We start from the raw sequence: 20,922 nt of genomic DNA, 5'->3' as shown, positions 1-20,922 counted from the left end.
CTCAGCCCTTGAGCACCAGATGGGTGAGGAACTCCTTCACATGCCCGAGTTCCTGCATGTTGATCCCGTGCCCCATGTTCGAGTACAGAATCTTGGTCAGCGCGGTGTGCTCGTTGAGCCAGGCGTGGGTGAACTCGATGCGCGGCGCATCGATCACCGGATCGGCCTGGTCCCGGCCCCAGAAGAACGGCACGCCGCCGGCGGCGAGGTCGTCGTCGGAGAAGAACGGATTGCCCTCCGACGGCACCACGAACCCGGAAAGCCCGACGACGGCGGCAAAGTCGGCGGGGCGGTGCCGCAGCAGCGTGCTCGCCACTGCCATGCCCATCGAGAAGCCCAGCAGCGAGACGCTGCTGTGCTCGCCCCGGACACTGTCCAGCCAGTCGGAGACATCGCGCACGGCATCCACCACGCGCTGCACGGAGAAATCACCGTCGCTCATGAGCGGGAACCAGGTGTAACCCGGGCCCTGGGCCTGCGGTGCACGGACCGAGACGATCGTGAACTCGGAGGGCAGATAGTCCGCCAACCCCATCAAGTCTTCCTCGTTGGCGAGGTAGCCGTGGAAGAGGACGAGCAGCGGCGTTCCGGCACGCTCGGCTTCCGGCTTGGACCAAAGGACAGTGGGATTCCAGGGAGCTGTTGTAGGCATGACATTCATTTTGGCACGGCCGCTTCCGGAACCTACGGTCGCGTAGCCGGGGTCCCGCTTGGCAGGATGGAGCCGTGACTTCTCCATCGCATCCTCAGGACAGCTTCCTTCCCTCGTCGACGGCAGCCGCCGCGGCCGCCATTGCAGCAGCGCCAAGCGCCCGGGTGAACGATCCCGGAACTGATCCGCTGAGCGTAGCCGAAGCTGATTCGCCGCACCCGTGGCACCGGTTTGTTGCCCTCGGAGATTCCTTCACCGAAGGGATTGGCGACCCGAATCCGGACAGCCCCGGCGGACATCGCGGCTGGGCTGACCGGGTGGCCGAGGAGCTGGCGCGCGACCGGGACAACTTCGCCTACGCCAACCTTGCCATCCGCGGACGGCTGCTGAACAAGATCATTGAAGAACAGCTGCAACCGGCGCTGGACCTGCGGCCGGACCTGGTGACCATCTGCGCCGGCGGCAACGACGTGATCCGCCCCGGCGGCGATCCGGACAAGCTCGCCGAAAAGATGGACGCGGCAATCGCCCGGCTGGCCGGCAGCGGGGCCACGGTGGTCCTCTTCACCGGCCCGGACCTGGGCACCACCCCGGTGCTCGGCAGCGTCCGGGCACGGGTGGCCGTCTACAACGAAAACCTCCGGACCATCGCCGCCCGCCGCGACGTCGTGATCGCGGACATGTGGGCGCTGCGTGAGCTGAGCAACCGGGAAATGTGGGCACCGGACCGGCTGCACTTTTCACCGCTGGGCCATCACACCATTGCGATGATGGTGCTGGACACGCTCGCCGTCGCGCACACCCTGGAGCCCTCGGAACCGAAACCGCTGCAGGCCAAGAACTGGCGGACGGCCCGCACCGAGGATCTTTCTTGGGCCCGCGAGTACTTCATGCCGTGGGTGGTGCGCCGGGTCCGCCACCGGTCCTCCGGCGACGGAATTGCCGCCAAGCGTCCCGACGCCGGACCGATGTTCGGCGGGCAGGGCATGCCGCCGGGTTCGGCGGACTGACCGGCCTCGGCCAGGATCAAAACCGACGAGGGCGTCGTCAGCTAATACTGGACCGATCCACTTGCAGCCGACGAAGCAGGCGGCAGCCAGCCAGTTCGGCACTCGCTGTTGGGCTGAGCCTTCAAAAGTCGGAAGAGTGACTCAAAGGTTGAGAGGAAGGCTAACTACTCCCCTACCTCATCTATTTCAACAAATCGTTTGAAGACTTCGGCAGGGCTGAGAATGACGAGTTCATCCAATAACTGGACGGACGTGCCATTCGAATCTCCGTCCCGCACGGGGGCCATACCGCCGTTCAGGCCCACCTGAATTAGGGCAGAAGCACGACGAGAAGACTGCCTACCATCAGACGCGGTGGAGTCTTGCTTACCCCAGATATTCTGAACACGGGTTATGCGCGTTCCAGATCGTTTGACCTGGTCATCAACATCTTCGGCCCTAACATAGCCCACAATAAGTTGCTGGAGATAGGCGTCCATATCCATCCCATCTATGAGTTTCTCATCAAGATCTTGAATAAGACGGTGCGCAGCACGAATAAGAGCGGTTATCTCCTTGAAGGTCGGCGCCTCGGGTTCTGCCTTTTCTGCATGCTCGATCAGGCGAACAACATCAAGGCCCTGATACCCTTCACGTATTGACTCCGCGTCTTTCATCAACGCTTTCACGTGGAGGGATGCAACGCGATTTCTTGGCTTGTAGTGCGTCACACGGTTTCGCCAGACAAGGGCTACCTGAGTGAGATAGTACGCGTCGCTCTCAGATAGATTTGCGTGTTGCGAAACTATCTGCAACCTGTCACTGACGCCAGTCTTGTCGTTACTTCGTGCTGACTCGATCTTGTCACGCAAAGACTGCGGGAACAGAGAAGGCTCCTCCAGCCCAGTTCGTAAGTAAGCATCAACAGCGTCACAAAGCCAGATAAGCGTCGCCTTTATCGCAAAATCTCGACTCCGACGACTAGATGCCTGCTTATCCTTTGGGCTCCACGACGTCCGAAATTTGCCGGGCAACGTGGCTACGCCCCGCTCAACGGCGTCGAGCCCTACACAGATCGTAATCAGAAAGTGGTTATTTTGACCAACCATCATCTTAAACAACTTGCGTCCGCGACTGCTCCTCAGAACTAACCCCATAGACATGTGCGCCAGGTGCGAGTTGAACGCACTTCTCCCGCTCTAAAGAGGCTCTTCAAAAATGCCGTTTGAAGGCGGGCGTCTTACCAATTGACCTCTGGCGCTATCGGTATCTTACACTGTCTCAAGCGCGAGGTGAGGTGCCCTGAAATCTGCAAAATTTCTCCGTCAAAATGTTTGCATCGAAAATAGGTAGAAGTCCTTGCCAGTTCAGCCCGCTACTGCTTCTTCGGCCAGCCGGATGAGGGCGGCGAGATGGTCGGCCCAGTCCTCCGTGTGGATCCGGGCCACCTCCTCGCCGGCTGTCAGGATGCCGAGGCCGCTTTCGGTGATCACGACATCGGTGTAGTCCGTTTCCGCGTCCGGCCCGGGTACGGCATCGAGCAGGAAGCTCACGACGGTGTGGGCGTTCCAGCCGGGTTTGGTCCAGCGGAAGGACAGAAGCCGATCCCGGGCCACGGCCAGCACAGTTCCCGTCGCCCGCTGCTCGGCCCCGGGGACGCCGCCCCCGACGCCGGCAACGCCGCCACCAACGAAGCCGCCGCCGTCGTCGTCATCGCCGCCGCCACCACCGCCGTCGTACCCGGCGCCGTGCGGGTGCTCCGCCGGACGCTCGGTGAGCGGAGCTCCGGGGCTGGCGGTGAAGTCCATTTCCGGCCACCACACGGCCCGGTTGTCCACCAGCGCGTGCCAGAGGTCCGCCGGGGCACACTGGGCCTGGGCCGACACCCGGATCGAATCACCCATGACGTTGCTCTTCCATGACACCCTGTTCTGCCATGGCCGGCCCGGCTTGGCAAGAGCAGTGCGCCCCGCGGGATCAGGCCGGCCCGAAGAACCGCTGGCGCAGCGGCACTCCAAGCTGCTCGACGTCGGTCAGGAACCCGTCGTGGCCGATGGGAGCGGAAATCATGTGCACCGTTGTGTCTCCGGGCAAGGCCGCGGCCAGAACCTCGGATTGCTGCGGAAAGTAGAGCCGGTCCGAGTCCACGGCGGCAATGAAGAACTCGGCGGTGACGCCGGCCAGGGCCTGCTCCAGCGGTCCGCGGCCGCGGGCGACGTCGTGGCTCATCAGTGCTTCGGTCAGCACCAGGTAGCTGTTGGCGTCGAACCGGTCCACGAGCTTCCGGGCCTGATGGTCCAGGTAGCTCTCCACGGCATAGCGTCCCCGGCCCGCCGACAGGGCAGATCCCAACGGATCCTCCTGCGGCTGCGGTTCATGCCCGAAACGGTATTCCAGTTCCGGCTCCGAGCGGTAGGTGATGTGCGCGATGCGCCGGGCCAGGCCCAGCCCGGCCGCCGGCGTCCTGCCGTTGTAGTAATCACCGCCGTTGAAATGCGGATCCAGCCGGATGGCTTCGAGCTGCGCCTGGCCAAAGGCAATCTGTTCCGCGGAGCTGGCCGCCGTGCACGCGATCACGGCGCAGCGCCGCACCCGGGCGGGTTCGGTGACGGCCCACTCCAGGGCCCGCGCCCCGCCGAGCGAGCCGCCCAGCACCGTGTGCCAGCTCCGGATGCCGAGCAGGTCCGCCAGCCGCGCCTCGGCGCGGACCGAGTCGCGGACCGTGACAAACGGAAAGCGCGAGCCCCAGGGCAGGCCCTGCGGATCAGCCGAGGACGGCCCGGTGGATCCGTAACAGCCGCCGAGCATGTTGATCGAGACGACGTAAAACCGGTTGGTGTCGACGGTTTTTCCGGGACCCACCAGGGTGTCCCACCAGCCGTCCTCCTCGGAATCCCCCCGGGCCACGTGGGTGCTGCCGGTGAGGGCGTGGCAGATCAGGACGGCGTTGGAGGCGTCGTCGTTCAGCTGCCCCCACGTCTCATAGGCGAGGGAAACCTGGGGCAGGCGCCCGCCGGTTTCCAGCTCCAGGCTACCGATCTTGGCGTGGAGCAGCACCCCGTCCGGGGCCGGGGTGGGGTGCTGCGGCGCCGTCGGAACGCTCAACGGCGCAGCCGAATCGGACGCGGTGGAACCGGAAAGGACGGTGTTCCGGGGTGAAGGCACTGCCACGCTAACCGCTACGCTCCCTTGGCGGCGCGGAAGCCGGCGTCGAGGTCGGCGATGATGTCATCAACGTGCTCAATCCCCACCGACAGCCGGACCAGTCCGGGGCTGACACCGGCAGCGAGCTGCGCCTCGGCCCCGAGCTGGCTGTGCGTGGTCGACGCCGGATGGATCACCAACGAGCGCACGTCGCCCACGTTGGCCACATGGGAGTGCAGCTCGAGGGCATCCACGAAGCGCTTCCCCGCCTCAATGCCGCCGGTGATGTCGAAGGAAACAATGGCACCGGTGCCGCGCGGCCCGTACTTGCGCCCGCGTTCGTACCACGGGCTGGATTCCAGGCCGGCGTACGCGACGGAGATGACGTCGTCGTGCGCTTCGAGCCAGTTCGCGACGGCCACGGCGTTGGCGACGTGACGGTCCATCCGCAGGCTCAGCGTCTCCAGGCCCTGGGCAATCAGGAACGCGTTGAACGGGGAGACGGCCGGTCCGAGGTCGCGGAGCAGCTGCACCCGGGCCTTGAGGATGTAGGCGAGGTTGGCGCCCAAAAGGCCGTTGGCGCCGAGGTCGCGGGCGTAGACCAGCCCGTTGTAGCTCTCATCCGGGGTGTTGAAGCCGGGGAATTTCTCCGGATCGGCGCCGAAGTCGAAGTTGCCCGAATCCACGATGACGCCGGCGATCGAGTTGCCGTGCCCGCCCAGGTACTTCGTGGCCGAGTGCACCACGATGTCCGCACCCCATTCGATGGGCCGGATCAGGTAGGGCGTGGAGAGCGTGTTGTCCACGATCAGCGGCACTCCGGCCTCGTGCGCGACGGCGCTGATGCCTTCGAGGTCCAGCACGTCCTGGCGCGGGTTGGAGACCACTTCCCCGAAGAAGGCCTTGGTGTTGGGCTGCACGGCGGCGCGCCACTGCTCCAGGTTGTCCGGATCCGCCACGAACGTCACGGCGATGCCGAACTTTTTCAGGGTGTGCTTGAACAGGTTGTAGGTGCCGCCGTACAGGCTGGGGCTGGCGACGATGTGGTCTCCGGCCTCGGCCAGATTGAGGATCGCGACGGTCTCCGCGGCCTGCCCGGACGCGAGCAGCAGCGCCCCGAGCCCACCCTCCAGGGAAGCGATGCGCTTTTCCACCGCTTCCTGGGTGGGGTTGCCGATGCGGGTGTAGATCGGCTCCAGCTCAGCCAGCGCAAACCGGTTGGCCGCAGCCTCGGCGCTGGGAAAGACGAACGAGGTGGTTTGGTAGATGGGCAGCGCGCGGGCGCCGGTGACGGCGTCGGGCTCCTGTCCCACATGGATCTGACGGGTTTCGAATGACCAGTTTCCTGACATGGCGTGCTCCCTATACCAGGGGCCGCACCGAGACTTCCGGCCCCGAAGGTAGCCGGCAGCCACGTGTGACCCGCGCTTGCCGTACGTCCTCTGACGTACAGCCAGGTCTTCACCCGGGGCACCCCACCGCGGTTGGAGGGTTGCCGGCCAGCAAGCCGGGGCTATCTGCTGGCACTCATGACCTATTCCCCCAATGAAAACGGATAACCCCGAAGCCCGCAACCTCTGTGACGGATCATTTCCCTGCGGGTTCGGGTGGCCGTGCCGGATGCGGGACAGGATCAAGAATTAGGGCATCCGCAGCACTCCCGTGGTCCGGCACCGGGCGCAGGATGAGGCCGCCGGCGGAACATCTGCAGCTCAAACCTGCCCATTTGACGACTTAGGCCAGCCTTGGTCGTGAGGTCGGTCACAACGTGCCATTATGGGCCGCATGCGCTTGGACCATGTTTCTTATGCCTGTGAATCCGACGGTCTTTTGGCCACTACCGAGAGGATTGCTTCCGCTCTGGGAGCGGACTTCGTCAAGGGCGGTGTGCATCCTCGCTTCGGCACCCGCAACATGATTCTCCCCCTGGCCAACCACCAATATGTCGAGGTGGTCGAGGCCCTGAACCATCCGGTGTCGGACAAGGCGCCCTTCGGCCAGGCCGTGCGCCAGCGCTCCGAATGCGGCGGCGGCTGGATGGGCTGGTGCGTAGCCGTGGACGACCTTTCACCCTTTGAAGCGCGTCTGGGCCGCGAGTCGGTGCCCGGAAACCGGAAGTTTCCCGACGGCCAGGAACTGACCTGGCAGCAGATCGGCATCAACGGCCTGATCGCCGACCCCCAGGTGCCGTACATGCTGCGCTGGGACGACGGCACCGAGCCGCTGCACCCTTCGGCCGCCCTGCCCGGCATGCCGGGCTCCGTGAAGCTGGACTCGCTGACCATCGCCGGGTCGGCCGAGCGCGTGACCCAGTGGCTGGGCACCCCGGTCGAGGAACCGCTGGAAAATGTGGGCGTGACCTGGATTTCGCCCAAGGGAACCCCCGGCATCATGTCCGTCACCTTCAACACGGCCAACGGTTCAGTCGAGATCTAGTTCTCCTGATCCCTCCGCTGCGCAATGGCGGGATTCTCCCTAACCGGAGGGTTGTCCACAACGGGGAGTCCTGCCCTCGCGGGCCGTCCGCCGCCCGTCCAGCCTTGAGGCATGGACCCTGCACTCATATTCTCAGCCGCTGCCGCAGCCCACGGTACGGACCGGCGTTCCCTGGCGCTGAGGTGCCGATCGGGCAAACTTGTCCGACTCCGGCCCGGTGTCTACATTCAGGCGGACGACTGGCTGAACCTGCCTCCTTGGGAGCGGGAGCGGGCACGTATCCGGGCCGCCGTGGAACAGGTACCGGGGCAGCGCATCCTTATCCAACAATCCGCGGCAGTTATTTGGGGATTGCCCGTGATTGGGAAATCGCCCGAAGTACTGTTGCTGGCCGTTCATCCCACGCATGGCAGGCGCCGCGGGGATCTCCGCTGGGCTGAGCGCCGGCTGCTGGAACCTGTCACCACGTGGGACGGGGTCCCCCTGACGTCCCGAGCACACACCGTCCTGGACATGGCTGCCTATCTGAACTTTGAACGTGCAGTCCCGGCCATGGACCATGTGCTGCGGCCGGATCCCGTTCGCAGTCTTCCCGGTCTGAGGAAAGAGCACCTTCGGGAGTTGGCGGAGCAGCTGCCTGGCCGCACCAAACGGCTCCGGGCTCAGCGGGTTATCGACTTCGCGCAGGTGCTCTCCGAGTCAGCCGGTGAGTCCTATTCGCGGGCTGTGCTGCATCTGCATGGTTTCCCGGAGCCTGAGCTCCAGCACGGATTCGACACCTCGTCAGGCCGGTTCCGTACCGACTTCTACTGGCCCGAGCACAGGCTCGCCGGGGAGTTCGACGGCGCAGTGAAATACGGACGCGGCAAAGAGAGCCGTGCACCGGCGTGGGACACGCTCGTCCGGGAGAAACGCCGGGAAGACGCTATTCGGGCCACCGGCGTGGGATTTGTCCGCTGGTCTTGGAATGACATCACCCGGCCACCCCAACACCCGGAGGGTTTGGTGCAGCGTCTGGTCCGGGCTGGACTGCCCCAATCCCGCCACCGCTGATTCCCTCCGCTTTGTGGCATTCCCTCCGCTGCGCAGCGGAGGGAACGCCACAGGCCGGAGGGTTTCGTCCGAGGCCCGGATCTCCCGCCCGCCGATCCGGCCGGCTAGCCCCGACCGGCCCCAGCAGCCCCAGCCGCCCTGATCAGCCGCTCGTTGAGCCCGCGGACCGTTCCGGCGTCGATCTTCACCACGCGCCGGTCATAGGTGAGCAGCCCGTTCACCTCGTCCTCCACATCGGTGAGCTGGGTGTACACGGTGGCGGCCAGGCCCTCTTCCACCGCGGGTTCGATCTGCTTCCGGTGCAGCTTTGCGTAGGCCTTCCGCAGGGCGTCCCGGGTCTTGAACCGCCGGTAGCCGAACTCCTTGTCGTTGAAGGTGTGGCCCGGCACGCGCAGACTGTATCCGCCGTATTCGGAGAGCACGACGGCGCGTCCGTCCCGCAGCCAGCCCTTGCGCAGCCGAAACGGCACAAAGTACACGTGCACGCTCTTGAGGTCTCCCCCGCCCTGGTCATGCCAGCCGCTGGCATGGTCGATGCTCCGCGTGGGATCCAGCCCGCGCAGCAGCTGCGTGGCGGCGTTGGCGTCGAACTGGCCCCAGCCTTCGTTGAACGGCACCCAGACCGCTATTGAGGTGCAGTTGCGCAGCAGTTCAACCGTCCCGCGCAGCTCGGCACGGAACTCCGCCCGGCCCTGCTCATCCGCACGCCCGAAAGCTGCGTAATCGCCGTCGTCGCGGTGCGGCATCCCCACGGCAGGGGCGGTCACGACGGCGTGCCGGTATGAGCGGCCGCCGTTGACCAGGTCCTGCCAGACCAGCATGCCCAGCCGGTCGCAGTGGTAATACCAGCGCAGCGGTTCGATCTTGATGTGCTTGCGCAGCATCGTGAAGCCAAGATCCTTGGCGGCTTCAATGTCGTAGGCCAGTGCCTCGTCGGACGGCGCCGTGTACAGCCCGTCCGGCCAGTACCCCTGGTCCAGCAGCCCGGCGTGGAAGTACGGGCGCCCGTTGAGCAGCAGCCGGGTGTGCCCGGCAGCATCCGGCCCCGTGCCGAAGGTCCGCAGCCCGGTGTAGCTGCGCACGCTGTCGATCTCCGCGCCGCCGGATCCGGCGAGCAGGCGCACCGACACGTCATAGAGAAAGGGATCCTCCGGCGTCCACAGGTGCGGATCCGGCACCGGAATCCGCACCGGCTTTCCGGGCACGACGACGGCGTCCGCCACAGTGCGCCCGCCGGAGGACACGGTGATCGCCGCCCGCAGGTCGCCGTGACCGCTGGACAAGCCGCCGGCTGAGGCGCTGGCTGAGGCGGCGGACGAGGCGCCGGCCGAGGCGCCGGCCGAGGCGCCGGCTGAGGCGCCGGTCCCGGCCGAGCCGGTCCCGCCGCCGTCGAGCAGCACGGTGACCGAGACGGATTCCAGGTCCGGCACCAGGACCAGCTGTGAAATGCTCGTGCGCGGCACCGATTCCAGCCACACCGTCTGCCAGATCCCGGACTGCGCGGTGTACCAAATGCCGCCCCGGTCCAGGGTCTGCTTGCCCCGGCTGGCGTAACCGGTGTCGCTGATGTCCCGGACCCGGACCACGAGCTCGTGTGCGGAATCCCCGGAATGTCCGGAATCCCCGGAATCCCCGGTATCGCCGGTCCCGCCGGAATCCATCGACCCGTCGGCGTCCCCGCTGCCGGCGGCCAGCGCATCGGTGATGTCCAGGGAAAAGGGAAGGTAGCCGCCGTCGTGCCCTCCCACGTCGATCCCGTTGACGGTGACGGTGCAGCTCTGGTCCATGGCCCCGAAATGCAGCAGCACGCGCTCCCCCGCGAAGCCGGCGGGCAGCCGGAGCGTCCGCCGGTACCAAAGGAACTGCTGGGGCTGAAGCTGGCGGTTCACGCCGGAGAGCGGCGCCTCGGGCGAGAACGGAACCAGGATCTCCCCGTCCCATTCGCCGTCGGCCGGCGGCTGTTCGCGGCGTGCCGAGGTGATGGCGTATTGCCAGTAGCCGTTGAGGTTCAGGTAGCTGTCCCGGACCAGCTGGGGACGGGGATAGTCCTGCAGCACGGAGTCCGGATCGAGGTCCGCTCCCCAGCGGGTTGTCAGAGTCACGAAGCGGTTTCTTCCTGCTGGTTGGTGGATGCGCCCACGTCGTCCGGTTCCGGTGCAGCACGGTATTCCTCGGCCAGGAGTCCCATCAGGATCTGGTCCTGGAAGCTGCCGCGGTGGAAGACGGCGGCGCGGCGGCAACCTTCGATGGTGAACCCGAGGGAGGAGTACAGCCGGATTGCCCTGTCGTTGTAGGACCATGTCTGCAATTCCACCTTATGGGCGCCGAGTTCATCGAAGGCCAGGCGGAGAGCCAGCTGCAGCGCTTCCCGGCCGATGCCCCGGCCCTGGAAATCCGGGCCGATGATGATGGCCATGGTGGCGATGCGTTCCGGTACCGACAATCCCCACGCGCTGACGTGCCCGGCCAGTGCGCCGTCCGCATCAATGATGCTGTAGCCGAATCCCGATGGCGCGTCGTTCTTGCTCCAGGCGGCGAACATTGACGCGAGGGCTTCCGGAGGACGCAGAGTTGTCCGCTCCTGCTGCAGCACCGATTGGAACGGGTTGTTCCACCAGGAACACAGTTCCGGAAGGTCGGCGTCCTGCAGTTCGCGGAAACGGATGTGCCGGCCCGAAAACAGGGTGCCCGACCACAACTGCAGGGCGTGGAAGTCAGTTGTCTGCGCCGATTCGCTCATCCGGAGATCCTAGCGCGGCGGGCGGCCCGGGCCCCGGCGGCACGAGGGGTCAGTCGCCGATGCCGATCGCCGAACCGAACAGGGCAAACCCGACAAAGCCGGCGATGTCCACCAGCGCGTGCGCGATCACCAGCGGCATCACCCGTTTCGTTTTGGTGTAGGCGTAGCCGAAGAGCAGTCCCATCAGGAAGTTCCCGATCCCGGGCCCGATCCCCTGGTACAGGTGGTAGCTGGCGCGGATCAGGGCGCTGGTGAGGATGATCGCCGGGGTGCCCCAGCCCAGCTGCCGCAGCCGGATAAAGAGGTAGCCCACCACAATGACCTCCTCCAGCACCGCATGCCGCAGCGCGGAGAGGATCAGCACCGGCAGGGTCCACCAGTAGGTGTCCAGCGCGGCAGGCACCAGCGCCGTGGTGATGCCCAGCGCCCGGCCCGCGGCGTACACGCCCAGGGTTCCGGCGCCGATGACGGCGGCCAGCCCGAAACCCAGCGCGAAGTCGCGCACCGGCTTGGCGAAGGTGAAGCCCAGGCGCCGGAACGCGCTCTTGCCCGGTTCGGTCAGCAGGAACAGCACCAGGGCCACCGGCAGCAGCGAGAAGAAGATCCCCAGCAGCTGATAGGTCAGATCGAACCAGGGGCTCTCGTCCAGCACCGGATTCAGGGTGGTTGTCTGCCCCTCCAGCGGGCCCTTGGAGGCCTTCTCCAGGAGTTCGACGACGGCGTACACCCCGGATCTGCCCAGCGACAGTCCCAGCACAATGAGGATTTCGAAGACGAGCATCTTCCGTGCCCGCGGATCCAGGGCTTCGGCGGGGGCGGAGGGGAAGGCGGCGCGCATGCCTCCCATTGTGCCGGATGCCGCCGGCTGTCCTCAGGAGCGGTCCGTTTCGTAGGTGACCTTGACCATGCCGGTCTTCTCGAAGCGCTGTTCGCGGAGCAGCCGCAGGCTCAGCCGCAGCCCGTCGGGAAACACCCGGGTGCCGGCGCCCACAGTCACGGGATAAATCATCAGGCTCACCATGTCCACCAGCCCCAGCCGGAAGGCGGCTGCGGTCACGGTGGGTCCTTCGATGAGGAGGTCGCCGGCCGTTTCGGCCTTCGCCCGGTCGATGGCTTCCACCGTGAGGTCGCGTTCCAACCGGGTGCGTTCCGTCCAGACGTCCTCCAGCGTCCGGGAAAAGACCACCTTCCGGGCCCGCTTCCAGACCTCGGCAAAGGCAGCCGATTCCGGCGACTGCGCGGCAAGGGAGGGATCGGTTTCCCAGCCCGCCATGCTCTCGTACATCCGCCGCCCGTACAGATGCGTCGTCACGCCGGCCAGGTCCGCGGTGACGTCCGCAACCATGGCTTCGTCCGGAACGGCCCAGGAGATCTCCCCGGAAGCATCATTGATGTACCCGTCCAGGGTGCAGGACAGCATGTAGATGATTTTTCCCATGGCACATTTCAACCCCGCGCTCGGACGGAGAACAAGTGTGGCGGCGTCGGTTGCCGGACCCGTGCGTCGGAATCGGGACCGGACCGCCGCGGCATCAGGTGCACACCGGTCAGCGGCGCACCTGAACCCCGGCCTTCCAGACGCTGCCGGTCAGCGGCATGCCCGGCCGGTAGGCCAGATGCGCGGCCGAGGGGGCGTTGAGCAGCTGCAGATCCGCCCGGTGCCCGACGGCGAGCGAGCCCACCGCCCGCTGTCCGTTCCGGTCCTTGCCGGTGTGCCTGCGAAGCGCCAGTGCACCGCCGAACGTCGCAGCCCGGACGGCTTCCTGCACGGTCAGTCCCATCTGCAGCACGGCGGTGGCGACGCAGAAGTTCATCGAGCTGGTGTTGGAGGTGCCCGGGTTGCAGTTCGAGGCCAGGGCCACCGGCACTCCGGCGTCCAGCAGCCGGCGGGCGTCGGCCAGCGGTGCGCGGGTGGAGAGGTCGCAGGCCGGCAGACAGGTCGCCACCGTGCCGGGCGTTCCGGGCCCGGAGTCCTCGGATCCGGATTCCCCGGCTCCGGCACCCGGATCCCGCCCGGACCAGGTCCCGGCGAGCGCCGCGACGTCGTCGTCGGACAGGTAGTTCACGTGGTCCACGCTGGCCGCTCCGAACTCCACGGCCAGCCGCACGCCGGCACCGTGGCCGAGCTGGTTGCCGTGCACCCGCAGCCCGAGGCCGGCGTCCCGGCAGGCGCGGAGCACCCGGCGTGACTGCTCCTCGGTGAAGGCGCCCTTTTCGCAGAAGACGTCCGCCCACTGCACATAGGGCAGCACGGCGGCGAGCATGTCCGTGCAGACCAGGTCGGTGTAGTCCTCGGCATCCGCGCCGTCGGGCACGAGGTGCGCGCCCAGGAAGGTGACCTGGTCCGCCACGGTGGAGGCGATCCGCGCGTGCCGCCGTTCCTCCTCCACGCTCAGCCCGTACCCGGTTTTGGTCTCCAGATAGGTGGTGCCGCCGGCGGCGGCCTCGGCAACCCGGGCCAGCAGCAGCCGGGTCAGGTCGTAGTCCGAGGCGGCACGCGTGGCCTCGGTGGTCACGGCAATCCCGCCGGCGGCGTAGGACTGCCCGGCCATCCGGGCCTCGAACTCGGCGCCGCGGTCCCCGGCGAAGACCAGGTGCGTGTGCGAATCCACCCAGCCGGGCAGCCCCGCCCGGCCTCCGGCGTCAACCACTGCTTCGGCGGCCGGGGCGTCCCGGGCGGCGCCGATCCAGCTGATCCGCTCCCCCTCGAAGACCACTGCCGCGTCGCGGAGCACGGCGGCCTGATCTCCCCGGGCATAGTCCTGCGTGGAGAGTTCGCCGATGTTGGTGATCAGGGTCGAAACCGGGCTCATGGCTGCGGGATTCCTTCGAAAGTGGTGTCGCGGGCGGCGTCGACCGCGGCGATGGCTGCGCTGAGCAGGGTGGCCGGGTCGCCCAGGGTGGCGTGCTTTCCGTTGCCGGCTATCACGCGCCCGCCGACGACGACGGCGATCACGTCCGCCGCGGTGGCGGTCAGCGCCAGCTGGCCGGGGCGGGAGCCGGCCGTGCGGACGCTGCGCGGATCCACGCTCATGAGGTCACAGACCTTTCCGGCTTCCAGCCCCGGGCTGGTCCGGCCCTGGGCGTGTGCTCCGGCGTCGGACGCTGCGGCGTGCAGGTCGGCGGGGGCGAAGCGGCCGCGCTCCCCCGAAGCCAGCCGCTCGCCGTGCTCCAGCGCGCGCATCTCCAGCCAGGGGTCGACGACGGCGTGCTGGTCGGTGCCCAGCGCGATCCGGGCGCCGGTCGCCCGCAGCCGTGCAGCCGTGCCGATGCCGTCGGCCAGATCGGCCTCGGTGGTGGGACACATGACGATGGTGGTCCCCGCATTCCCGAGGACGGTGATGTCCTCTTCGCTCAGATGGGTGGCGTGCACCGCCGAGAGCCGCGGGCGGATGAGCCCGTGCCGCTGCAGCAGCATGGTGGGCGTCAGGCCGGTGGCCCGCAGGCAGGCTTCGTTCTCGGCGGGTTGTTCGGAGAGGTGGATGTGCAGCGGCAGATCCGCCGGCAGGTTTGCGGCGATCACCGCCAGGTCAGCTTCCGGGACGCCGCGCACTGAGTGCAGCGCCGCCCCCACGCTGACCTGCGCCGGATCGAATTCAGCGGCGACCGCGGTCCGCAGCGACCCGAGCCGGTCCAGCCAAGCCGACGCATCCCGGTCGCCGAAGCGCTGCTGCTCGGCGGTCAGCGGGGTATCGAAGCCGCCTGCAAGGTAGCAGGTGTCCAGCAGGGTCAGCCGGATCCCGGCGGCGACGGCGGCCCGCGCCAGCGCCCGTTCCATGGCGTGCTCCCCGGATCCGTCGGCGCCGTAGGGGCTGCCGTCCGGCCGGTGGTGAACATAGTGGAACTCGGCGACGGAGCTGAACCCGGTGACCACCATCTCGGCAAACACCGCGGTGGCCAGCTGCTCGTACAGCTCCGGCGTCAGGGCGCCGGCCGCCTGGTACATCTGCTCCCGCCAGGTCCAGAAGCTGCCCGCGCCGCCGGCGTGGGTGCGCCCGCGCAGGATCCGGTGGAAGGCGTGCGAGTGCGCGTTCGACGCCGCCGGGAAGGTGACGCCGGGCAGCTGCAGGTCTCCCGGCTGCGGCTCGGTTCCCGGCGTGGCCGAGGTGACCGTGCCGGCGTCGTCAACCTCCAGCCGGACCCCGTCCGCCACGGCAGCGTTCACCCAGCCCTGCTCGCACCACAGGGTCCGGGTCACAGCAGGTCCTGCAGCACGTCGGCCAGGGCTTCCACGCCCAGCTGGGCGTCGCCGTCCTCGACGTACTCCTCCGGCGAATGGCTGATCCCCGACGGGTTCCGGACAAACAGCATGCCGGTCGGCACGCGGGCCGCCAGCACTCCGGCGTCGTGCCCCGCGCCGGTGGCGAGGACCGGAGCTCCGGGAACGGTGCGCGCGACGGACTGCTCGAGGGAACGCTGCAGGGCCGGGTCGAAGTGGACGGTGCCGGAGTAGGATTCCTCAGTCAGCTGTACGCTGCAGCCTTCAAACGCGGCGATCTTCTGGGCCTGGCCGTGGATCTTCTCCACCAGGGCGGCCGTCACGGCGTCGTCCGGGTGGCGGACATCGAGCCAGAGATCCACGCGCGAGGCAATGACGTTGGTGCCTCCGGGTACCGGTTCCAGCCGGCCCACCGTGGCGCGGGCACCGGACTGGGCGGAAGCGGTCTGCCGCACGGCCACGATCAGCTGGGCGGCGGCGACCATGGGGTCGGCGCGGTCTGCCATCAGGGTGGTGCCGGCATGGTTGCCCTGCCCGGAGATGGAAAACCGCCAGCGGCCGTGGCCCAGGACGGACCCGCCCACCGCGACCGCCGGACCGCGCCCGGCGGCGTCGGTGAACTCTTCGGTGTTCAGGCCGCGGCCCTGCTCCACGTGCAGTTCCACAAAATCGCCGATGGTGCCCAGCACGGTGTCGTCGCGGCCCATCGCATCGGGGTCTCTGCCGTTGGCACGGGAGACGTCGGCGAAGGTGTTGCCGTCGGCGTCGCGCAGGGCCAGCGCCTTGCGCGGATCGATCGTTCCGGCGAGCAGCCGGGAGCCGAGGCAGGCGACGCCGAACCGCGAACCTTCCTCCTCCGGGAACACCGCGACGGCGAGCGCACGGTTCCGGAACAGGCTGCCGCTGTTCTCCCGGGCCTGCAGGAGATCCACGGCGGCCAGGGCGCTGGCCACCCCGAGCGGGCCGTCAAAGGCGCCGCCGCCGGGAACGGAGTCAAGGTGGGAGCCGGTGACCAGGGCGCCCCGGCGCTCGGGTGATGTGGGGTCACTGCCGGGCAGGTCCCACCAGGCCCAGAGAATGCCGTTGCGGTCCGTTTCCACGGCCAGGTTCCTGCGGGCCGCCTCTGCGGCGAACCACTCCCGCAGCTCCAGTTCCGCAGCGGAATAGACCGGACGCGAATAGCCGCCGCGGCGGGCATCGCGGCCGGTGTCTTCGATGGCGGACAGGAGGGTGTTGACGCTCGATGTATTCACCATGTCTATGTTCCCACCAGCAGCCGGTTCCTAATCTTCTGCCATCGGATAGCCTTCGGCCATCGGAATGCGGATGCCGCGCTCGGCGGCGACGTCGGTGGCCCGCTGATAGCCGGCGTCGGCGTGGCGGACGACGCCGGTGCCCGGGTCGTTGGTCAGCAGCCGTTCCAGTTTCCGGGCAGCCAGTTCGGTTCCGTCGGCCACTGAAACCTGTCCGGCGTGGATGGAGCGGCCGATGCCGACCCCGCCGCCGTGATGGATGGAGACCCAGGTGGCGCCGGAGGCGGTGTTCAGCATGGCGTTCAGCAGCGGCCAGTCGGCGACGGCGTCGGAGCCGTCGGCCATGGCTTCGGTTTCCCGGTAGGGCGAAGCCACTGAACCGGAGTCCAGGTGGTCGCGGCCAATCACGATCGGCGCGCTAACCTTGCCCTCCGCCACGAGCCGGTTGAACAGCAGTCCGGCCTTGGCGCGGTCGCCGTAGCCCAGCCAGCAGATCCGGGCCGGCAGTCCCTCAAACTCGACGTGCTCGGCGGCGGCGTCGAACCAGCGATGCAGGCGGGCGTTGTCCGGAAAGAGTTCCTTGATGGCGGCGTCGGTGACCGCGATGTCCTGCGGGTCGCCGGAGAGCGCCACCCAGCGGAAGGGGCCCATACCCTCGCAGAACAGGGGGCGGATGTAGGCGGGCACGAAGCCCGGAAAGTCGAACGCACGGTCGTAGCCGCCCTGGCGAGCCTCATCCCGGATCGAGTTGCCGTAGTCGAAGACCTCGGCGCCGGCATCCTGGAAGCCGACCATGGCCGCCACCTGGCGGGCCATCGATTCACGCGCCTGCTTGGTGAATCCTTCGGGGTCGGCCGAGGCTGCCGCCTGCCACTGCTCCACCGGGATGCCTGCCGGCAGGTAGCTCAGCGGGTCGTGGGCGGAGGTCTGGTCGGTGACGATGTCCACGGTGATCTCGCCGGCGTTGTGCCGGCGCAGCAGTTCCTCGAACACCTCGGTGGCGTTGCCCACCAGGCCCACCGAGAGGGCGCGCCTTTCGGCCCGGGCGGCCATGACCTTGGCGACGGCGGTGTCCAGGTCGGTTTCCACCTCGTGCAGGTAGCGCTTGCCGGCGCGGCGGCGCAGGCGGGTCTCGTCGACGTCGACAATCAGCACCGCTCCCCCGTTCAGCGTCACGGCCAGCGGCTGCGCGCCGCCCATGCCGCCGCAGCCGCCGGTCAGCGTCAGGGTGCCGGCCAGGGTGGCGTTTTCGTCGTTGCAGAGTTTGCGGGCGACGGCGCCGAAGGTTTCGTAGGTGCCCTGCAGGATGCCCTGGGTGCCGATGTAGATCCACGAGCCGGCGGTCATCTGCCCGTACATCATGAGGCCCTCGGCCTCGAGCCGCCGGAACTCGGGCCAGGTGGCCCAGTCCCCCACCAGGTTCGAGTTGGCGAGCAGGACCCGCGGCGCCCATTCGTTGGTGCGGAACACGCCCACCGGTTTTCCGGACTGGACGAGCAGCGTCTCGTCATTCTCCAGCGTGGACAGGGTCCGGATGATCGCGTCGTAGGCCTCCCAGCTGCGGGCGGCCCGGCCGGTGCCGCCGTAGACCACCAGGTCCTCGGGGCGCTCGGCGACTTCGGCGTCCAGATTGTTCATCAGCATGCGCAGCGGAGCCTCGGTCTGCCAGCTCTTGGCGGTCAGCGAGGTGCCGCGCGGTGCCCGGATGCTGCGGGAAGGATCGGAGAAAGTAGCCATCTCCAGACCGTAACCGACGGTGTTCCGGAAAAGTGGCAGCGAACACGACGGGAATAGGAGTCGGAGATGCCCAGCGCCCAGGGCACTGTCCGGAACCCGGAACAGGTTGGAACCGGGCGTAGGATCAGCGGTGGCCTGAGAAATCCGCGACAACCGGGAGATGGAACCAACAGTGAGCGCAGAAACGTCAGTAACGCTGGGGACCGGCCCGCTGACCGAAGCGGAACTCGTCGCCGTCGCCCGGCAAGGGGCGGCAGTGGTGCTGTCCGCTGAGAGTGCTGCCGCCATGCAGTCCTCCCGGAGCGTCATCGAGGAACTGGCCGCTGATGACAAGCCCCATTACGGGGTGTCCACCGGGTTCGGTGCGCTGGCGGTGAAGCAGATCATTCCGGAACAGCGCCGGCAGCTGCAGCGCTCGCTGATCCGCAGCCACGCGGCGTCGTCGGGCGCCGAGGTGGACCGCGAGGTGATCCGCGCCCTGATGCTGAACCGGCTCTCCACCCTGGCCACCGGCCGCACGGGCGTCCGGCCCGTCGTCGCCCATGCCTATGCCGGGCTGCTGAATGCCGGGATCACGCCGGTGGTCGGCGAGTACGGCTCGCTGGGCTGCTCGGGCGACCTGGCGCCGCTTTCGCACTGCGCCCTGGCCCTGATGGGTGAGGGCAGCGTGCGCACGGCCGACGGCGAACTGACCCCGGCAGCGCAGGCCCTGGCCGCTGCCGGGCTGGAACCGGTGGAGCTGCAGGAGAAGGAGGGCCTGGCCCTGATCAACGGAACCGACGGCATGCTGGGCATGCTCACCCTGGCCATCGCCGACCTGCGCCGGCTGCTGGCCACCGCGGATCTGGCCGCGGCAATGAGCGTGGAGGGACTGCTGGGTTCCGACGCCGTGTTTGCCGCGGATTTGCAGGCCCTGCGCCCGCAGCCCGGCCAGGCCGAGTCGGCGGCGAACATCCGAGCGGTACTGGCCGGGTCGGTGCTGATCGAAGAACAGAAAACCGGCGGCTTCACCCGGGTGCAGGACGCCTATTCGCTGCGCTGCGCCCCGCAGGTGCACGGCGCCGCGCGGTCAACGCTTCTCCATGCCGAAACCGTTGCGGAGTGTGAGCGGGCCTCCGCCATCGACAACCCGGTGGTGACGCTGGACGGGCGGCTGGAGTCCAACGGCAATTTCCACGGCGCACCGGTCGGTTACGTGCTGGACTTCCTCGCCATCGCCGTCGCCGACGTCGCCTCCATAAGCGAGCGGCGCACCGACCGCTTCCTGGACCGCTCCCGCAGCCACGGCCTCAACGCCTTCCTGGCCTTCGATCCGGGCGTCGATTCGGGGCACATGATCGCCCAGTACACCCAGGCCGGCATCGTTTCCGAACTCAAGCGGCTGGCCGTGCCCGCCTCGGTGGATTCCATTCCGTCCTCGGCGATGCAGGAGGACCACGTGTCGATGGGCTGGGCGGCGGGCCTGAAGCTGCGCCGCGCCGTGGACGGCCTGACCCGGGTCCTGGCCATCGAGCTGCTGACCTCGGCGCGGGCGCTGGACATGCGCGACGGCGGCGTCGCCATCTCCCGCAGCGCTCCCGCGGTCACTGCGGTGCGCTCGGCGCTGCGGGCGATGGTCGCGGGACCGGGTCCGGACCGGTATTTGGCGCCGGAGATTGAGGCGGCACGGGTGCTGGTTGCCGACGGTTCGCTGCTGGCCGCTGCTGACTCGGTGCTGGGCCGGCCGCTACTCTAGGCCTATGACGCCTTCGGATTTCGCTTCTGGTTTCTCCGCTGGTTCCCCCGGTTCTCCGGACCCGGGCCGGCGCCTGACCGCCAGGGTCACCGGCGAGGTGCAGGCGGTGGGCTTCCGCTACCGGACCCTGCAGCAGGCAACCCGGCTGGGGCTGACCGGTGTGGTGTCCAACAGCAGCGACGGGTCAGTGCAGGTGGTGGCCGAAGGGGCGCCGTCGGCGGTTGACGGGCTGCTGGAGTGGCTCCGGTCCCCCGCTGCCCCTGGAATCGTCACCGGGGTCGAGGAGTCGTTCTCCGCTGCCACCGGCGAGTTTCCGGATTTCCGCACGGACTGATTCCGTAGGACTGATTCCGCACCGGCTAAGCGGGCAAGCAGGAATCACTCCGCCCGGCTCAGCTGACGGCTGTGGCGGCGTTCGGCGACGGGCGGATCGAAGCGGGTGTCTTGCATGGTTCCGCCGTCGTCCAGCCATCCCCGCTTTGTGTAGAAGGTGATGGCGCGCTCGTTGGTTGCTTCAACCCACAGACAGGCTCTGTCGTATCCCAGCGAGATCAGCGTTTCTTCGGCGGCGGCAAAAAGGACGCTTCCTATGCCGTTTGCCCACCAGTCGGGATGCAGGTTGATGGCATACACCTGCCCGGTGCCCGGCTCGGGGTTGTCCGTGGCCGGTCCCACAACCGCAAATCCGACGACCTCATCGCCGGCCTGCGCCACCAGGTGAACTGTTCCTTCGCTGGGATTGAGGATGTTCCGACGCCAGTTGTCTGCATACCGGGGGCTGTCCAGCCCGTCGAGGTATTCGTCGGACATCACTCCCCGGTAGGCGGCCCGCCAAGCCGCGATGTGGATTGCGGCCAACCTGTCTGCGTCGCTTTCCACAGGTGGCCGGACAGAGATGTTCCGGACAGGGATGTTTGCAGACGTCATGGTCGGGAATGTACCAATAACGCCGGGCATAACCGCA

Annotated in this window: 19 protein-coding genes, 1 tRNA gene and 1 riboswitch; of the genes, 5 read left to right on the top strand and 15 right to left on the bottom strand. The window is 67.7% G+C overall.

All coding sequences use genetic code 11. The annotated features are described in order from the left end of the window. Window position 1: 1 nt before the first annotated feature. Complete coding sequence (locus QNN99_RS14750) at window positions 2-652, bottom strand: alpha/beta hydrolase (protein WP_229967414.1); 651 nt, start codon at window positions 650-652, stop codon at window positions 2-4. A gap of 164 nt (window positions 653-816) precedes the next feature. Here QNN99_RS14750 and QNN99_RS14745 point away from each other — a divergent pair, with 164 nt between their 5' ends. Then, on the top strand, window positions 817-1,662 hold the full coding sequence (locus tag QNN99_RS14745) for an SGNH/GDSL hydrolase family protein (protein ID WP_442860539.1): 846 nt from the start codon (window positions 817-819) through the stop codon (window positions 1,660-1,662). A gap of 164 nt (window positions 1,663-1,826) precedes the next feature. Here QNN99_RS14745 and QNN99_RS14740 read toward each other — a convergent pair whose 3' ends face one another. The 5 genes from QNN99_RS14740 to QNN99_RS14720 all read right to left on the bottom strand — a co-directional run bounded on the left by QNN99_RS14740 (window position 1,827) and on the right by QNN99_RS14720 (window position 6,137). Then, complete coding sequence (locus tag QNN99_RS14740) at window positions 1,827-2,372, bottom strand: hypothetical protein (RefSeq protein ID WP_229967412.1); 546 nt, start codon at window positions 2,370-2,372, stop codon at window positions 1,827-1,829. 433 nt (window positions 2,373-2,805) lie between these two features. After that, window positions 2,806-2,902: transfer RNA gene (locus QNN99_RS14735), tRNA-OTHER, on the bottom strand. 106 nt (window positions 2,903-3,008) lie between these two features. Then, window positions 3,009-3,545 (bottom strand): SRPBCC family protein, encoded by a 537-nt coding sequence (locus tag QNN99_RS14730; RefSeq protein WP_229967410.1) that lies wholly within the window; start codon window positions 3,543-3,545, stop codon window positions 3,009-3,011. A 73-nt stretch (window positions 3,546-3,618) separates the two neighbouring features. Then, complete coding sequence (metX, locus tag QNN99_RS14725) at window positions 3,619-4,746, bottom strand: homoserine O-acetyltransferase MetX (RefSeq protein ID WP_442860538.1); 1,128 nt, start codon at window positions 4,744-4,746, stop codon at window positions 3,619-3,621. Between the two features lie 74 nt (window positions 4,747-4,820). Continuing rightward, window positions 4,821-6,137, bottom strand: a complete 1,317-nt coding sequence (locus QNN99_RS14720; RefSeq protein WP_229967408.1) for a bifunctional o-acetylhomoserine/o-acetylserine sulfhydrylase — start codon at window positions 6,135-6,137, stop codon at window positions 4,821-4,823. A 67-nt stretch (window positions 6,138-6,204) separates the two neighbouring features. Next, a riboswitch (SAM riboswitch) is annotated at window positions 6,205-6,320 on the bottom strand. A 250-nt stretch (window positions 6,321-6,570) separates the two neighbouring features. On the opposite strand from QNN99_RS14720, the gene QNN99_RS14715 reads away from it, so the two are divergent. Both QNN99_RS14715 and QNN99_RS14710 read left to right on the top strand, forming a co-directional pair. Continuing rightward, window positions 6,571-7,221, top strand: coding sequence for a VOC family protein (locus QNN99_RS14715; protein ID WP_229967572.1), 651 nt, complete (start codon window positions 6,571-6,573; stop codon window positions 7,219-7,221). A gap of 357 nt (window positions 7,222-7,578) precedes the next feature. Further along, window positions 7,579-8,274, top strand: a complete 696-nt coding sequence (locus tag QNN99_RS14710; RefSeq protein WP_229967407.1) for a putative endonuclease domain-containing protein — start codon at window positions 7,579-7,581, stop codon at window positions 8,272-8,274. 104 nt (window positions 8,275-8,378) lie between these two features. Here the strand turns inward: QNN99_RS14710 and QNN99_RS14705 are convergent, their stop codons facing one another. The 8 genes from QNN99_RS14705 to hutU form a co-directional block, all read right to left on the bottom strand. Beyond that, entirely contained in the window at window positions 8,379-10,376 is a 1,998-nt protein-coding gene (locus tag QNN99_RS14705; protein WP_229967405.1) for a glycoside hydrolase family 2 protein, read from the bottom strand. Next, window positions 10,373-11,014, bottom strand: coding sequence for a GNAT family N-acetyltransferase (locus tag QNN99_RS14700; RefSeq protein ID WP_229967403.1), 642 nt, complete (start codon window positions 11,012-11,014; stop codon window positions 10,373-10,375). Before QNN99_RS14700 ends, QNN99_RS14705 begins: the two co-directional genes overlap by 4 nt. Window positions 11,015-11,063: 49 nt before the next feature. Further along, the gene (locus QNN99_RS14695) at window positions 11,064-11,852 is read right to left on the bottom strand and encodes a CPBP family intramembrane glutamic endopeptidase (protein ID WP_229967401.1); all 789 of its coding nucleotides are present in this window, start codon (window positions 11,850-11,852) and stop codon (window positions 11,064-11,066) included. A 33-nt stretch (window positions 11,853-11,885) separates the two neighbouring features. After that, the gene (locus QNN99_RS14690) at window positions 11,886-12,452 is read right to left on the bottom strand and encodes a dihydrofolate reductase family protein (protein WP_229967399.1); all 567 of its coding nucleotides are present in this window, start codon (window positions 12,450-12,452) and stop codon (window positions 11,886-11,888) included. Between the two features lie 109 nt (window positions 12,453-12,561). After that, window positions 12,562-13,827, bottom strand: coding sequence for an amidohydrolase family protein (locus QNN99_RS14685; protein WP_229967397.1), 1,266 nt, complete (start codon window positions 13,825-13,827; stop codon window positions 12,562-12,564). Next, a complete protein-coding gene (locus QNN99_RS14680) occupies window positions 13,824-15,212 on the bottom strand; it encodes a formimidoylglutamate deiminase (protein ID WP_229967395.1) in 1,389 nt (462 codons plus the stop codon). The genes QNN99_RS14685 and QNN99_RS14680 overlap by 4 nt, the downstream gene beginning before the upstream one ends. Further along, window positions 15,209-16,489 carry an allantoate amidohydrolase gene (locus QNN99_RS14675; RefSeq protein ID WP_229967393.1) on the bottom strand — a complete coding sequence of 427 codons (1,281 nt, stop codon included), beginning with the start codon at window positions 16,487-16,489 and terminating at the stop codon, window positions 15,209-15,211. The genes QNN99_RS14680 and QNN99_RS14675 overlap by 4 nt, the downstream gene beginning before the upstream one ends. Before the next feature lie 27 nt (window positions 16,490-16,516). Next, window positions 16,517-18,223 (bottom strand): urocanate hydratase, encoded by a 1,707-nt coding sequence (gene hutU / locus QNN99_RS14670; RefSeq protein WP_229967391.1) that lies wholly within the window; start codon window positions 18,221-18,223, stop codon window positions 16,517-16,519. Between the two features lie 160 nt (window positions 18,224-18,383). On the opposite strand from hutU, the gene hutH reads away from it, so the two are divergent. Beyond that, on the top strand, window positions 18,384-19,958 hold the full coding sequence (gene hutH / locus QNN99_RS14665) for a histidine ammonia-lyase (RefSeq protein ID WP_442860534.1): 1,575 nt from the start codon (window positions 18,384-18,386) through the stop codon (window positions 19,956-19,958). Between the two features lie 4 nt (window positions 19,959-19,962). Continuing rightward, the gene (locus QNN99_RS14660) at window positions 19,963-20,292 is read left to right on the top strand and encodes an acylphosphatase (protein ID WP_229967387.1); all 330 of its coding nucleotides are present in this window, start codon (window positions 19,963-19,965) and stop codon (window positions 20,290-20,292) included. 44 nt (window positions 20,293-20,336) lie between these two features. On the opposite strand, the gene QNN99_RS14655 is transcribed toward QNN99_RS14660, so the two are convergent. After that, window positions 20,337-20,885: a GNAT family N-acetyltransferase gene (locus QNN99_RS14655; protein WP_229967385.1), complete on the bottom strand. Its 549-nt coding sequence runs from the start codon at window positions 20,883-20,885 to the stop codon at window positions 20,337-20,339. Between the last annotated feature and the right edge of the window lie 37 nt (window positions 20,886-20,922).

It is taken from the genome of Arthrobacter sp. zg.Y820 (assembly GCF_030125555.1).
In the GTDB taxonomy this organism is placed as follows: Bacteria; Actinomycetota; Actinomycetes; order Actinomycetales; family Micrococcaceae; genus Arthrobacter_B.
This window is presented reverse-complemented; position numbering and strand designations above follow the sequence as displayed.